The sequence below is a fragment of the Mesorhizobium sp. AR02 genome, from assembly GCF_024746835.1.
In the GTDB taxonomy this organism is placed as follows: domain Bacteria; phylum Pseudomonadota; class Alphaproteobacteria; order Rhizobiales; family Rhizobiaceae; genus Mesorhizobium.
This window is the reverse complement of sequence record NZ_CP080531.1, coordinates 4,014,471-4,027,609: the sequence shown is the minus strand read 5'-3', so window position 1 is coordinate 4,027,609 and position 13,139 is coordinate 4,014,471. Positions and strand designations below refer to the sequence as shown.

Genomic DNA, 13,139 nt, shown 5'->3' with positions numbered 1-13,139 from the left:
GGTCAAGCATTTTGCCGCCGCACCGTCGATTTTCGCGCCCTGCGGGTTGCATCACCGTCACCCCTTCCACCATATTGCAAAACAGGCGGCGGCTTCGGGCGGCGCACATCCGACATCGCTAGTTTGAAAGGCGCTCCATAGACAATGCCGCATGACACGCCCCTTATCGCCACCATCGTCGCCGGTCTGGGGCTGGCTTTCGTCTTCGGCGCTCTCGCCAATCGTTTCCGCATTCCGCCGCTGGTCGGCTACCTCGTGGCCGGCGTGCTGGTCGGGCCGAACACGCCCGGCTTCGTCGCCGATGCCGGCCTTGCCAACGAACTGGCCGAAATCGGCGTCATCCTCCTGATGTTCGGCGTCGGCCTGCATTTCTCGCTGAAGGATTTGCTGTCCGTCCGCGCCATCGCCGTGCCCGGCGCCATCGTCCAGATCGGCTTTGCCACCGCGCTCGGCGCCGGACTGTCCTGGATGCTCGGCTGGTCGATGGGCGCGGGTCTGGTCTTCGGCCTGGCGCTGTCGGTGGCTTCCACCGTGGTGCTGCTGCGCGCGCTTCAGGAACGCCGGCTGATCGAGACCGAACGCGGCCGCATCGCCGTCGGCTGGCTCATCGTCGAGGATCTGGCCATGGTGCTGGCGCTGGTGCTGCTGCCGGCCCTTGCCGGCGTGCTGGGCGGCCAGGAACAGGCGGATGTGCACTCGAGCGGCCTGCTGTCGCTGCCGGCCAGCTACGGCATCTGGGGCGTCGTCGGCATTACGCTGGCCAAGGTCGCCGCCTTCGTCGTCGTCATGCTGGTGGTCGGCCGCCGGGTCATTCCCTGGATCCTGCATTACGTCGCCCATACCGGGTCGCGCGAGCTGTTCCGGCTGGCGGTGCTGGCGATCGCGCTCGGCGTCGCTTTCGGCGCGGCAAAACTGTTCGGCGTCTCGCTGGCGCTCGGCGCCTTCTTCGCCGGCATGATCATGAGCGAATCCGAGTTAAGCCATCGCGCGGCGGAAGAATCGCTGCCTTTGCGCGATGCCTTCTCGGTGTTGTTCTTCGTCTCCGTCGGCATGCTGTTCGACCCGTTCAGCCTGTTCAGCAACGGCCTGCCGATCCTGGCGACGCTCGCTATCATCGTCATCGGCAAGTCGCTGGCGGCGTTCGTCATCGTCATCGCCTTCGGCTATCCCCTGGCGACAGCCTTGATGATTTCGGCCAGCCTTGCCCAGATCGGCGAATTCTCCTTCATCCTGGCGGAACTCGGCGTCGGGCTGAAACTTCTGCCCGAACAGGGCCGCGACCTGATCCTGGCCGGGGCCATCCTGTCGATCGTGCTGAATCCACTGATGTTCCTGGTCATCGACTGGATGAAACCGTGGCTGGAGGCCCGCGCCGCCAGGACGGCACCGCCGGCGGCCGCCAAGCCGGTCGGTCCGGCGACGGAACCGGGCCAGGTCGCCTCGGTCGCCGCAACCTCCAAAAAGGAAGACGGTCCGCCGCCGAAAACGGCACTCACCGGTCATGCCATCCTGATCGGCTACGGTCGGGTCGGTGGCCTGGTCGGCGCGGCGCTGAAAAACGCTGGCTTGCCCTTCCTCGTCATCGAGGACGCCGACAAGACGCTGGCCAAGCTGAAGGCGGACGGGGTCGAGACCGTCGCCGGCAATGCGGCCAACGCCGAAGTCTTCGCCGCCGCCAATCCCGAAGGCGCCAGGCGGCTGATCCTCGCCATCCCCAATGCCTTCGAGGCCGGCCAGATCGTGCTCAGGGCGCGTGCCGCCAATCCCAACATCAACGTCGTCGCCCGCGCCCATTCCGATGCCGAGGTCGAGCATCTCAAGGGACTCGGTGCCGACACGGTGATCATGGGCGAACGCGAAATCGCGCGCGGCATCGTCGAAGAGGTGCTGGGGCACAAGCCAGAGGCGGTTGAACCGTCCGTGGCTTAAGCTGATCGGGTGAAGGCAGAACCGCCATTCTGTGCGATGCTGCTGAGATATTGTGCGGGAGGCTTGCCCAGCGCCTTTTTGAACATGGTGATGAAGGCTGTGACGGACTCGTAGCCGAGATCGCCCGAAACCCGCTGAACGCTTGCGCCCGAAGCCAGCTCCCTTATCGCAACGATCAAGTGCAATTGCTGACGCCAGCGGCCGAAGCTCAAGCCTGTCTCCTTGACAACGAGACGAGCGAGGCTGCTCTCGCTGAGCGCGACGCGATTGGCCCACTCCGCCAGCGTGCTGCGGTCAGCGGGATCGTCCGCCAGCGCTTCGGCGATCCGCCGCAAGCGTGGCTCGGAAGAGATCGGCAGATGCAATTGCTGGACAGGCATATCAGGCAGTTCAGCAAGCAGGACCCCTCCCAGGAAAGCGCACCTCGCATCATCAGGCGCGCAGTCCGACAGCTCGATGATGAGTTCTCGTAGCAGTGGCGAGATCGAAAGCGTGCAGCATCGGTCCGGCAGTTCCGCAGCACCGGGCTCGATGTAGACGAAGAATATCCGCGCATTGGCCGTCGCGATGTTGCTGTGCTCCATGCGGCTTGGCACCCACACGCCGCAATGCGGCGGCACCATCCAGAGGCCACTGGGAACGCGGCAGGTGACGCCGCCGCCGAGCGCGAAGACGAGTTGCCCCTTGCGATGCCAATGGGCTGATACCTCCGCTCTGGTTTCGGGGACGTCGACGCGCACGGCAATCGCCGGCGCTGAAAACTCATCCACATCGAAATTGAGCCAGGGATAGCGAAGAGGTTGTTTCATGATTGACGACTTTTAGCGATCATCTGCTCTGATATCTAAATTATTCAAGAGAGAAAATCGATAGGGTCCGCCTGTGAATGAGCAGCCCTGGAGCGTGCGGAACTCGGCTGCGCTTTCTTCGGTTGCCCGAAGAGCTGTGCGTCCACCATGCGGCAATGAGGTATGAACCATGCGCGCCCTAGTCATCTCTCCCGACGGCGCAACCGGACTGACGATCTGCGAGGTCGAGGAACCCCGGCCCCTCGGGAACGAAGCGCTGGTCTCGGTCCACGCAACCTCGTTGAACCGTGGCGAACTGCGCCTGCTCAGCATACGTCCTAAGGGCTGGATACCCGGCCAGGACGTCGTTGGGGTCGTCGAACGGGCGGCAGCCGATGGCTCCGGACCGGCCGTTGGCACCCGGGTCGTGGCTTTGGTCGACGAAGCCGGCTGGGCCGAACGTGTCGCCGTTCCGACCGAGCGTCTCGCTGTCCTGCCGGAGGAGGTCAGCTTCGTCTCGGCGGCCACGCTTCCGGTCGCGGGCACGACGGCGCTCAGGACCTTGCGCCATGGCGGTGACCTCGCCGGCCAGCAGGTGCTGATCACCGGCGCAAGCGGTGCGGTCGGCCGTTTCCAGATCCAGATCGCCCGCGAGCAAGGTGCCTCGGTAGCCGCGATCGCCGCCGCCCGGCATGGCGACGATCTCCGCGATCTCGGCGCCGGGCAGGTGGTCGAGGCGATCGAACTGGCCGAGGGCCCGTTTTCGCTGATCACCGAGTCGGTCGGCGGCGAAAGCCTCGCCCATGCGATCGAACGCGTCGCACCCGGCGGGACCATCGTCATGTTCGGTTCGAGCAGTGGCGAGCTGACGCCGGTTGGCTTCCGCCAATTCGTTCCGGGTCATGAGGGCGCGAGGCTTCAGACCTTCGCCTACTACACATCCGGCTCAGGCATTGGCGCTGATATCGCATCGCTGCTCGCTCTGGTCGCGGCCGGTCGGCTGGAAACCCGCGTGGCCTTGACCTTGCCGTGGGCGGATATCGCCCAGGCCCTGGACGCCCTGCGACAGCGCAGTTTCAGCGGCAAGGCTGTCCTCACCATAGCCGGATAAGCCGGTCGTTTCTGTCGACGACCCGGCGCTCCGGCACGGGCTGGAGACGGCTGGCGATATTCATTTTCCGAAACACCCAAATCAAGGCGCCCAGGCGCCAACAACAGGTCAGGAGCTTGCAATGACGGTAAGAGAAATTGTCAGGACATCGAGCGGCCAGGGGCTTCTCGTCTTTGGCATCATGCTGATCGCATCGACGCTTCGCGCGCCCATCACCGGCGTGGCGCCGATGCTCGGCATGATCCGGCAAACCAGCGGCATCAGCGCCACTGAGGCAGGACTGCTGACGACCCTGCCCTTGCTGGCGTTCGCGGCGATCTCGCCTTTCGCGGCCGGACTGGCGCGTCGATACGGCATCGAAAGGTCGTTATTCGCAGCGATGCTTGTTGTTGCCACCGGCATTGCCCTGCGTTCGACCGGCCCGCTCTGGGCGCTGTTCGTCGGCACCGGCACGCTTGGGGCAGGGATAGCTGTCGCCAACGTCCTGCTACCAAGCTTGCTGAAACGTGATTTTCCCAACCGGGTCGCCAGCCTGACCGGCTTCTATGCCATCGTGTCCGGACTTTCGCAGGCATTGACATCGACAGCGGCGATCCCGCTCGCTCAATTGCCGGGATCGAACTGGCATCTCTCGCTTGCCGCCACGCTGATCTTTCCCGTCGCGGCCCTGATCGCCTGGGCGCCCCAGCTTCAAATGCCCGCCGCCCCGGAGCGAGCGGCATCTTCCACACAGGACCGCGGACACCTCTGGCGCTCGGCTCTTGCCTGGCAGGTGACGGGCTTTCTCGGCCTCACCTCGCTGGTCTTCTACGTGATCGTCGGATGGTTGCCCTCGATCCTGGCGGAGGCGGGCTATCCCCCAGCGATCGCGGGCTCGCTGCATGGGCTGTGTCAATTGGCAATCGCGATCCCCGGTCTGCTGCTCGGCACCGCCGTCAGGCGCATGGAGGACCAGCGCGCCATGACCATCGGCGTGGCACTGACCACATGCCTTTCGCTGCTCGGCCTCTGGCAGCTTCCGGCCCTTGCAGCACTTTGGATCGCGCTGTTCGGCTTCGGCGCCGGTGCCGCCTTCATGCTGGGCCTCTCCTTCGTCAGCCTGAGGGCTTCGCACAGCCAAGAGGCGGCAGCGCTGTCGGGAATGGCGCAATGCCTGGGCTATTCGCTGGCGGCCGCGGGCCCGCCGCTGGCTGGTCTTGCCCATGACGCAACCGGGAACTGGAGCCTGGCCCTGGGCGCCTGCGCCGTCGCCGCCTTGCTGATGGCGGTCCTGGGAAGCCTTGCGGGACGGGCGAGGACGATCTGACCGCTCCAGTATCTAAACGTGCTGGCCGCCATTGATGTGGATTTCCGAGCCGGTCACATAGGAGGCCTGCTGCGAGCACAGGAAGAAGATGATGTCGGCGACCTCGGCCGTGGTGCCGAGGCGTCGCAGCGGGATCGTCTCGACGATCTTTTCCGTGCCCGGCGACAGGATCGCGGTGTCGATCTCGCCCGGCGCGATGGCGTTGACGCGGATGCCATGCGGGCCGAAATCATGCGCCATCTCACGCGTCAGCGAACCAAGTGCGGCCTTCGAAGTTGCATAGGCGGTGCCGGCGAAAGGATGCACGCGGGTGCCGGCGATCGAAGTGACGTTGACGATCGAACCCTTGGCCGCCGCCAGTTCCTTGAACAGCCCGCGCGCCAGCATGATCGGCGCGAAGAAATTGACCTGGAACACGTCACGCCAGACATGCATCGGCGTGTCGATCGAGTCCATGCGGCTGTTGCCGTCCTTGAGCTTTGGCGAAATGCCGGCATTGTTGACCAGCGCATGCAACTGGCCGCCATGCGCTTCCAGCCGGTGACGGATTTCCGAGACGGCGATGCCGACATCTTCCTGGTCGGCGAGATCGACCTTGATGTGGTCCTCCGGGCCCGCAGGCCACGGGCAATCCTCGGCAAAGGCCTGGCGCGAACAGGTGATGACGCGCCAGCCCTCGCGCGAAAAACGCTTGACCGTGGCGTGGCCGATGCCGCGGCTGGCGCCGGTCAGCACGATGGTTTTTCTGGTGTCGAGTTCAGCCATGTCGCAGTCTCCGGCCGGAGGTGTAGCCGAACACTGTGGCGCTGGCGAGAGGCGGATTGACGCCTCTCAGGCGACAGCGTCAGCCGCCGCCCAGGATATCCAGGATCGAGGTCTGCTTCTTCTTCAGCGGACCGCCAACATTGCCTGGAGGCACCGGATGGCCAACCGAGGCGGTGGTGCCGTCATCCGCCGGCATGTTGAAGCCATCGGCATCGACGGTCTGGGCAGGCCGCGCCACGCGGGCTGGCGCTGGCGCTCGGGCCGCCGGCGCGGCTGCCTGCGCTGATGGCACCTGCTGGCCAACCGACGCTGAAGGAACCGGCGCCGGCTGGTTGTTGTCGGCCGAAGGTATGTCGTCGGGCACGATCGTATCGGCCGGCGTCGATTTCCAGGTGCCGGGCAGCGGCCGCACCGGCACACCCTCATGGGCGGCGACCATGAATTCGTGCCACGCCTGCGCCGGCAGCGCGCCGCCGGTGACCTTCTTCATCGCCGTGCCGTCATCATTGCCGAACCAGACGCCGGTGGTGAGATTGGCGGTGTAGCCGACAAACCAGGCATCGCGCGAATTCTGGCTGGTGCCGGTCTTGCCGGCCGACGGCCAGGCAAAGGCCGCCTTCTTTGCCGAACCGAATTCGACCGTGCCCATCATCATCGAGTTCATCATGCCGACGATCTCGGGTTTGACCACGCGGGGCGCGTTGCCGCCGCCGCTGTCATAGAGCACCTTGCCCTCCGCGGTCGTCACCCGGCGGATGAAGTGGATGTCCGGCTTGTAGCCGCCATTGGCGAACGGAACATAGGCCGAGGTCAGTTCCAGCGGCGTCACCTCCGAGGTGCCGAGCGCGATCGAGGTGTTGGCCTGCAGATCGGACTGGATGCCCATGCGGTGCGCGGCCTCGACGACGGCGTTCGGCCCGACCTCCATGGTCAATTGCGCGGCAACCGAGTTCAGCGACTTAGCCAGCGCCGTCGCCAGGGTGACCTTGCCAAAGTACTTTCCGCCGTAATTGTCGGGTGTCCAGTTGCCGATCCTGATCGGCGCATCGTTGCGCGTGCTGTCGGGCGTACGGCCTGCTTCGAGTGCCGCCATATAGACGAACGGCTTGAATGCCGACCCCGGCTGGCGGCGCGCTTCCGAGGCGCGGTCGAACTGGCTGGTCGAATAGTCGTAGCCGCCGACCATGGCGCGCACCGCGCCGGAATCGTCGATCGACACCAGCGCGCCCTGGGTAACGTTGAGCTTCTTGCCGCTTTCATCGATCAGCCGGCGGATCGACTGTTCGGCAAGCTTCTGCAGGTTCAGGTCGACAGTAGAGTCGATGACGATGTCGCCGCGCACGTCGCCGATCAGGTCGGGCAGTTCTTCCATGATGGTGTCGGCGACGTAGTTTTCCGAGCCGGTCCAGTAGGACGGCGAACGCGTCGCCGGAGCGCTGAGTGCTGTCTTGAATTCCTTGTCGCTGATCTTGCCTTCATCGCGCATGGCGGCGAGCACCAGTTGCGAGCGCTCCTCGGCAGCTTTCGGATCACGTGCCGGCGACAACTTCGATGGCGCTTTCAACAGGCCGGCAAGCAGGGCGGCCTCTGACAGCGTGACATCGCGCGCGCTCTTGCCGAAATAACGTCGCGACGCCGCCTCGACACCATAGGCGCCGGAGCCGAAATAGACCCGATTGAGGTACATTTCGAGGATCTGGTCCTTGGTGTGCTTGTGCTCCAGCCACAACGCCAGAAGCACCTCCTGCACCTTGCGCTCCAGCGTGCGGTCGGGCTTCAGGAACAGATTCTTGGCCAATTGCTGCGTCAGCGTCGAGCCACCTTGCGAGAAATGCCCGCCAAGCAGATTGGTCACCATGGCGCGCGACAAGCCGATCGGATCGACGCCGAAATGCGAATAGAACCGGCGGTCCTCGATGGCGATGACGGCTTCCGGAATGTAAGGCGACATTTCGTGCAGGCCGACCGCTTCGCCGCCGCTTATGCCCCTGTTAGCGAGCAACTGGCCATCGGCCGAGACGATCTTGATGTTGGGGGCGCGGTCGGGGATCGACCAGGTCGTGGCCGCCGGCATCTTGGCGCCGTAGTAGATGACGACGCCCGCCACCGCGATGCCGCCCCAGATGGCGAGCACGAAGCACCAGTAGAACAGCCGGCCGAGCACGCCGAACAGGCCGCGCCGGCTTCTGCCACGCCCGCCGCGCGACGATTTCGCCTTCGCCGATTTGCGCTTTGCGGAGGCTTTGCGGTTGCTCGGCACGACGCGGTCCTCCTCGCTCACCGAAAGGCCCGGCTGGGATCGCGCCTGTGGCGGTCCCTCGAAACTGGGCTCGATGCGGCTGTCTCTGCGGTTCGCCATGCCTGCGCTTGATATCCCGATGCCTATGGCGCTCGGGTTGAAGAGTAGATGCGGCGGTTTAAAGGCGGGTTAAGTCGGAAAAATTCAAAGCGATTGATAATCAAATGCTTGGCAGCCAACCCGTTGCCACGCCGTTCAAGGTTCCTGATTTGGGCGCTGGCAAGCTGATCGCGGCATCCGGGACAGAGCAATAGGAACCGTGGCAATTTGCCAGGACGCCAAGGCCAAGCGCTGCCAGCGAACAACCCGCTAGCAGGCAGCGGCATCATGTTCCTCGTTAGGGCGCGATCGCAAATGGTGCAACTTCGCGTTCGACCGCGCCCTAATCATCCCAGCCCCAGATAATCATCTGGTGGACATGCGTCAGCCGATCGCCGCACGAACCGAGAGCGCTGCCCTGGACGATTGCATCACCTCGCCGACATGGCAGTAGCAGACAATTTCATGCAGTTGGTGGTCGGACAGCTCGAAGAAGCGCTTGGCTTCGCCATAACTGTCGTCCTTCAGACCCTCGTCGTGCAAAATGGGGTCCGTGAAGGCAACCGCTATTGGTGAGCCATCGCCTCGCATGACATCGCGCTCGGCCGGCGCCCGGTATTCGGTCCCGGCAAGCGCGGTCAAGAGCCGGCTGGGCTCACGTTCAAGAAGTTCGGCCCAACGCACGAGACGCTGGGTTCGGCTCATTACCGGCTGTGTAGTGCTGACCTCGGCCACTGCATGCAGTTGGTCCAGTGTTTGGTGCTTCATGGCAACCTCCTATTGGTTAGGTTGGTTGGCCCCAAACGCCCTATGCCGATATCATAGCGCCGAAGCGTCGGTCCGTCATTCTAATTCCATGTCGGGGTGATCGCGCTTGCGCGCATAGCCGGCGATTGCCAGCAATCGATTGTCCGGTGAAAAGCGCAGATCTTCGGTGCGTCCGATCGCCGAAAGCGCCGCCCGCACCCCTTCGCTGGCCGTGAAGGCGATCGCGGGGATCATTTGCGACCCGCCCAAGAGATCGAACGATGGAAGGGGTCGAGAAGTGTCCAACCGCTCCCGGTCCATTGACAACTGTTTGCCCCGCTTTGATGTTGCCGACTAAGCCCGATCGCGCCCTCGACGGTCAAGCGCAATGCGGGGATTCCCAGGCCTCAACGGTTAGAGGCCCGCCGCCTTCGCCAGATAGGGCGCCAGCGCCAGCGCGTAGGTCGCCGTCATATGGTGATAGTCACGCCAGACGATGATGTTGCCGACGACAGCGGCGCACGTTTCCTTGCCGCACAAGGCATCGTTCATGTCGACGACACGGACATCAGGCAATGGCCCGGCGGCAAGCGCAAAGACGTTGCTTGCCTCCACCTCCTTTCGCGCGGTGACGCATTTGTCGGGGTCGGCGGCCAGGCAGTCGCCCGGATCGAACTTGACGAAGGGCGTGTTGCGGATGGCGATGATCTTCACGCCGGCTTTGTTCAACTCGCTCCAGATGCTGCGCAGGCCTTCGATCATCGCCGGCTCCGGCGTATCGGAATAGCGCGACTGGCTGGTGAACATCAACTCGGGCCGCAGCTTGCCGATCTCGGCCAGCACATTGTCGCGCCATTGCGCGCAGGCTTCATACGGCTGGCCATTCTCCGTCACCGCGGCACGGGTGAACGGGCAAGCCGCCTTGGTGAAGGTGACCAGTTTCCATTTGTGGTCCCTGGCGATCTTGTCGATGGCGGGAACCCATTGCGCCGCGTGCGAATCGCCGGTGACGACAATGGTCCGGGTCCCCTGGGGGTCGCCAAGCTGGCAGCCTACCGGCTCCGTGCTGTCCTGCTCCTGGTGGCATTTCAGGCGGTAGACGACCGGCACGTCGCGCTTCAGCTTGCCAAGCGGCGGCAGCAGCTCGACACCGCCCGGAACCGCGGCATTGGCAAGCAGCGCGGCAGGCCCGGGATATCTAGGGGTTCCGATCAGGCCGATGTCGACGCCTTGACGGTCGAGTGCGTAGCCAAGCCCGCCGGACGCGGCGACGCAAACGGCAATTGCAGCCGAACCATAGGTCAGCGGGTGCCATTCCGCGCCTGACCGTGGCCGGCGGTACCGCTGTTCGACATAGCGGTATGACAGTTCTGAGATGGCGAGCGTCAGCGTGATCAGTCCAAGGCCCGCAAGCAATCCGACGGCCGGGCGAAGTGCTGTGTAGAAGACGATCAGTGGCCAGTGCCAGAGATAGATCGAATAGGAGCGGTCGCCGACATAGCGCAGGATCGCGAGATCGAGGCCGCGGAACCGGCCAAGCCCGATATCCCCGGCCGCTATGACCAGCACGGCGCCCAGTGTCGGCAGCAAGGCGTGAAGGCCTGGAAACGGTGTCGAGGCGGAAAACAGGAACGCCGAAGCCACGATCGCGCCGGTGCCAGCCGCCGTCATCGCAATGCGTAACGGCGCTGGTGCCGCAAATCGTTCGCCGGCCAGCGCCAGCAGCCCGCCCAGCGCCAGTTCCCACAGGCGCGTATGGGTGACGAAATAGGCCCAGGCCGGGTCAGTCCGGGTCACGACCACAGAGGCGGCCAAAGACCCGATAAAAACAAGGGCCAGTGCCACCAGCAATACGTTTTTCGGGGGCCGCCCGAGGCGCCGCGCCAGCCAGATCGCCGCCGCCATCAGCACCGGCCAGACGATATAGAACTGCTCCTCGATCGATAGCGACCAGTAGTGCTGCACCGGGCTTGGCGCTTCCGCCGCCCCGAGATAGTCGACCGCCTGCAAGGCAAGCCGCCAGTTCTGCACATAGAGCGCGCTGGCAGCGACCTGGATCGCCGTCTCTTCCCATCGCGCCTTGGACAGAAAGACCAGCGTACCGGCGAGCGTGACGAGAAGGGCCAGGATCGCCGCCGGCAACAGCCGCCGCACCCGTCGCGAATAGAAGGTTATCAGCCAGGCGTGGCCGCCGGCGGTCGCCATGCGGGCAAGCAGGCCGGTGATGAGAAAGCCCGAAATGACGAAGAACACGTCGACCCCGACATAGCCGCCCGGAAGCGCCGTGGGCCAGAGATGAAAAAACACCACGAGAGCGACGGCGACGCCGCGCAGCCCCTGGATTTCGGGGCGCCAGCCATGCTCCTCGCTTTTATCGATCAAGGCTGCCCGCCATCTGGAAATCAAGCGACGTTCCGAACCCGATCTGTTCAGATCGGCTCGAACGTCACATCCGGCTGATCAGGACCCCCAGCCTGCCGCAACAAGGCGACAAGTTGTCCGCGCCTGTCAACCTTCTGTTGTCGCCAGTGCGAGGCGTTGGCGACATGCAGCCAGCCGTCGATCGATGTGAAAAAGTCCTCGTGCTCGTCATCTCCCGCGCCGAAGCGAAGCCGCTCGCTTCCAGCGAACCGGACCAGCGCCGGATCGATCGACCGGTAAAGCACCGGCCAGTTACCACCGCCGGAATCCATGTGGAACCTGTAGCTCGGGCCGAAGTCCAGGCGGCGCACCGGCAGGCTGCCGTCGAAGAAGCAGAAACCGGGCCAAAGGAACCAGCCGCCTGGCGTCGGCGTATCGCGCCGCGCTCTGCCGTAGATTGCCTTGCCCTGCATGCGGTCACGGATTGAACACGGTCCGGTCGGAAAGATGTCATGGTCGATGAAGCCGAAAATCTTCGGCCTGAACCTGGCCACAAAATTGCGCGCGATCCAGTTCAATGCCTGGCCATGCGAGGCGCTGACGAAAAGCCTGTTCCTCGGTAGCCCGACATAGGGGACGCGCTGGCGATGGCAGAGGTCGCGGATCGCTTCCCTCTTGTCGGCCTTGTTGCTGTTGTCGAAGACGATGTAGCCGTCTTTCTCGGCCAGATACCGGCGAACGAGGTGGATTTGCCATTCGATCACGTCGGGCCGATTGAAGGCCACGGTGGCGACGATTGCATCGCGCAAGGCGTGCTCTTGCCCCTGCAGTTCACTGATCGGCGCGGTGGTCCTCAGGAAGCGAAAAGCCCGCCAATGATAGCGCAAAAGCGCCTTACCTCTTGGCGGCTTGTTCAGCCTCTCCCATTGCGCAACGGTGATCTCGGGCTGATCAACGCCTTCCGGCGCATCAGAAGCCGCCATGCCACGCTCCTGCACCCCCAATAGACGGCAGGCTCAGTTCTGCTGGATCGAAATGCCCTTGTCGTCGATCTTGAGCTCGACACCTTTCGGCTTCGTCTGCTCGCGGTAGACATAGGCGCCAAGCGCGATGACCACGACGACGAGCGCGCCAATGAGGAGATAGAGTGTGTTCTGCTTCATGGCGCGCTCTTTCCGATATCGAGCCTCACGCTCGCTTCAGGACCTTGACCAGCACCAGAAGGATGATGGCGCCGATCGTGGCGTGGATGATGGAAGCGAGAATGCCGCCGCCGATGGAAAAGCCGATCCGCGGCAACAGCCAGCCGGCGATAAACGCGCCGACGATGCCGACGATGATGTTGCCGATCAGGCCGAAGCCGAAACCAGAAACGATGAGACCGGCAAGCCAGCCGGCGATGGCACCAATGATGATGAAGACGAGAAGGCTTTCGACACCCATAACGATTTCCTCCGAGCAAAAGCGCGATCGCGGAGCGGAAGGCCCCGAATCGGCCTCGATATCAACGACTTCAAGCTATTCGAAAGCAGCTGGCCTCGCCAGCTTCGCGCTCACTGGTCGTCATCGTCACCGGCAGTGGGCCGCCAGCTGGTCGGCTCGACCTTCTTTTGCGTATTGCTGTCGGTATAGACCCACCAGCCGCCATCGCGATATTGCGCGATGGATTCGTTGACGACGCCGTCGCTGTCTTTCCACATAACAGAAACCTTGGAGCCGTCGGTCGGCGCTGTCGATATCGGCTTCCGGTCTGCCATATCATACCCCATTGAGCCGACAAAACGCTACGGCTTG

The 13,139-nt window shown here is 63.9% G+C and carries 13 protein-coding genes; 3 read left to right on the top strand and 10 right to left on the bottom strand.

What is annotated here, in order from left to right; all coding sequences use genetic code 11:
• Positions 1–144 precede the first annotated feature (144 nt).
• Entirely contained in the window at positions 145–1,929 is a 1,785-nt protein-coding gene (locus tag DBIPINDM_RS23620) for a cation:proton antiporter (protein WP_258581476.1), read from the top strand.
• Here DBIPINDM_RS23620 and DBIPINDM_RS23615 read toward each other — a convergent pair.
• Positions 1,926–2,738 (bottom strand): AraC family transcriptional regulator, encoded by an 813-nt coding sequence (locus DBIPINDM_RS23615; RefSeq protein WP_258581475.1) that lies wholly within the window; start codon positions 2,736–2,738, stop codon positions 1,926–1,928. The two genes, DBIPINDM_RS23620 and DBIPINDM_RS23615, sit on opposite strands and share 4 nt — an antisense overlap.
• A 169-nt stretch (positions 2,739–2,907) precedes the next feature.
• Between DBIPINDM_RS23615 and DBIPINDM_RS23610 the strand changes: the two genes are divergently transcribed.
• Positions 2,908–3,828: a zinc-binding dehydrogenase gene (locus tag DBIPINDM_RS23610; RefSeq protein ID WP_258581474.1), complete on the top strand. Its 921-nt coding sequence runs from the start codon at positions 2,908–2,910 to the stop codon at positions 3,826–3,828.
• A 121-nt stretch (positions 3,829–3,949) separates the two neighbouring features.
• Positions 3,950–5,134, top strand: coding sequence for an MFS transporter (locus tag DBIPINDM_RS23605; RefSeq protein ID WP_258581473.1), 1,185 nt, complete (start codon positions 3,950–3,952; stop codon positions 5,132–5,134).
• Positions 5,135–5,146: 12 nt separating this feature from the next.
• Here DBIPINDM_RS23605 and DBIPINDM_RS23600 read toward each other — a convergent pair whose 3' ends face one another.
• The 9 genes from DBIPINDM_RS23600 to DBIPINDM_RS23560 form a co-directional block, all read right to left on the bottom strand.
• Positions 5,147–5,899 carry an SDR family NAD(P)-dependent oxidoreductase gene (locus tag DBIPINDM_RS23600; RefSeq protein ID WP_258581472.1) on the bottom strand — a complete coding sequence of 251 codons (753 nt, stop codon included), beginning with the start codon at positions 5,897–5,899 and terminating at the stop codon, positions 5,147–5,149.
• 79 nt (positions 5,900–5,978) lie between these two features.
• Entirely contained in the window at positions 5,979–8,258 is a 2,280-nt protein-coding gene (locus DBIPINDM_RS23595) for a transglycosylase domain-containing protein (RefSeq protein WP_258581471.1), read from the bottom strand.
• Between the two features lie 363 nt (positions 8,259–8,621).
• A complete protein-coding gene (locus DBIPINDM_RS23590) occupies positions 8,622–9,005 on the bottom strand; it encodes a hypothetical protein (protein ID WP_258581470.1) in 384 nt (127 codons plus the stop codon).
• 75 nt (positions 9,006–9,080) lie between these two features.
• Positions 9,081–9,239 carry a hypothetical protein gene (locus DBIPINDM_RS23585; protein WP_258581469.1) on the bottom strand — a complete coding sequence of 53 codons (159 nt, stop codon included), beginning with the start codon at positions 9,237–9,239 and terminating at the stop codon, positions 9,081–9,083.
• Positions 9,240–9,398: 159 nt separating this feature from the next.
• Positions 9,399–11,366: an acyltransferase family protein gene (locus DBIPINDM_RS23580; protein ID WP_258581468.1), complete on the bottom strand. Its 1,968-nt coding sequence runs from the start codon at positions 11,364–11,366 to the stop codon at positions 9,399–9,401.
• Between the two features lie 47 nt (positions 11,367–11,413).
• Positions 11,414–12,328, bottom strand: coding sequence for a hypothetical protein (locus tag DBIPINDM_RS23575; RefSeq protein ID WP_258581467.1), 915 nt, complete (start codon positions 12,326–12,328; stop codon positions 11,414–11,416).
• 33 nt (positions 12,329–12,361) lie between these two features.
• On the bottom strand, positions 12,362–12,508 hold the full coding sequence (locus DBIPINDM_RS23570) for a hypothetical protein (RefSeq protein WP_027031097.1): 147 nt from the start codon (positions 12,506–12,508) through the stop codon (positions 12,362–12,364).
• 25 nt (positions 12,509–12,533) lie between these two features.
• Positions 12,534–12,788 carry a GlsB/YeaQ/YmgE family stress response membrane protein gene (locus tag DBIPINDM_RS23565; protein ID WP_095199549.1) on the bottom strand — a complete coding sequence of 85 codons (255 nt, stop codon included), beginning with the start codon at positions 12,786–12,788 and terminating at the stop codon, positions 12,534–12,536.
• Between the two features lie 110 nt (positions 12,789–12,898).
• A complete protein-coding gene (locus DBIPINDM_RS23560; RefSeq protein WP_258581466.1) occupies positions 12,899–13,102 on the bottom strand; it encodes a hypothetical protein in 204 nt (67 codons plus the stop codon).
• Positions 13,103–13,139: the final 37 nt, after the last annotated feature.

What these genes read in the sequence shown, in the direction of transcription:
- DBIPINDM_RS23620 (WP_258581476.1), top strand. Translation starts at nt 145, where the DNA reads ATGCCGCATGACACGCCCCTTATCGCCACCATCGTCGCCGGTCTGGGG.
- DBIPINDM_RS23615 (WP_258581475.1), bottom strand. Translation starts at nt 2,738, where the DNA reads ATGAAACAACCTCTTCGCTATCCCTGGCTCAATTTCGATGTGGATGAG.
- DBIPINDM_RS23610 (WP_258581474.1), top strand. Translation starts at nt 2,908, where the DNA reads ATGCGCGCCCTAGTCATCTCTCCCGACGGCGCAACCGGACTGACGATC.
- DBIPINDM_RS23605 (WP_258581473.1), top strand. Translation starts at nt 3,950, where the DNA reads ATGACGGTAAGAGAAATTGTCAGGACATCGAGCGGCCAGGGGCTTCTC.
- DBIPINDM_RS23600 (WP_258581472.1), bottom strand. Translation starts at nt 5,899, where the DNA reads ATGGCTGAACTCGACACCAGAAAAACCATCGTGCTGACCGGCGCCAGC.
- DBIPINDM_RS23595 (WP_258581471.1), bottom strand. Translation starts at nt 8,258, where the DNA reads ATGGCGAACCGCAGAGACAGCCGCATCGAGCCCAGTTTCGAGGGACCG.
- DBIPINDM_RS23590 (WP_258581470.1), bottom strand. Translation starts at nt 9,005, where the DNA reads ATGAAGCACCAAACACTGGACCAACTGCATGCAGTGGCCGAGGTCAGC.
- DBIPINDM_RS23585 (WP_258581469.1), bottom strand. Translation starts at nt 9,239, where the DNA reads ATGATCCCCGCGATCGCCTTCACGGCCAGCGAAGGGGTGCGGGCGGCG.
- DBIPINDM_RS23575 (WP_258581467.1), bottom strand. Translation starts at nt 12,328, where the DNA reads ATGGCGGCTTCTGATGCGCCGGAAGGCGTTGATCAGCCCGAGATCACC.
- DBIPINDM_RS23570 (WP_027031097.1), bottom strand. Translation starts at nt 12,508, where the DNA reads ATGAAGCAGAACACACTCTATCTCCTCATTGGCGCGCTCGTCGTCGTG.
- DBIPINDM_RS23565 (WP_095199549.1), bottom strand. Translation starts at nt 12,788, where the DNA reads ATGGGTGTCGAAAGCCTTCTCGTCTTCATCATCATTGGTGCCATCGCC.
- DBIPINDM_RS23560 (WP_258581466.1), bottom strand. Translation starts at nt 13,102, where the DNA reads ATGGCAGACCGGAAGCCGATATCGACAGCGCCGACCGACGGCTCCAAG.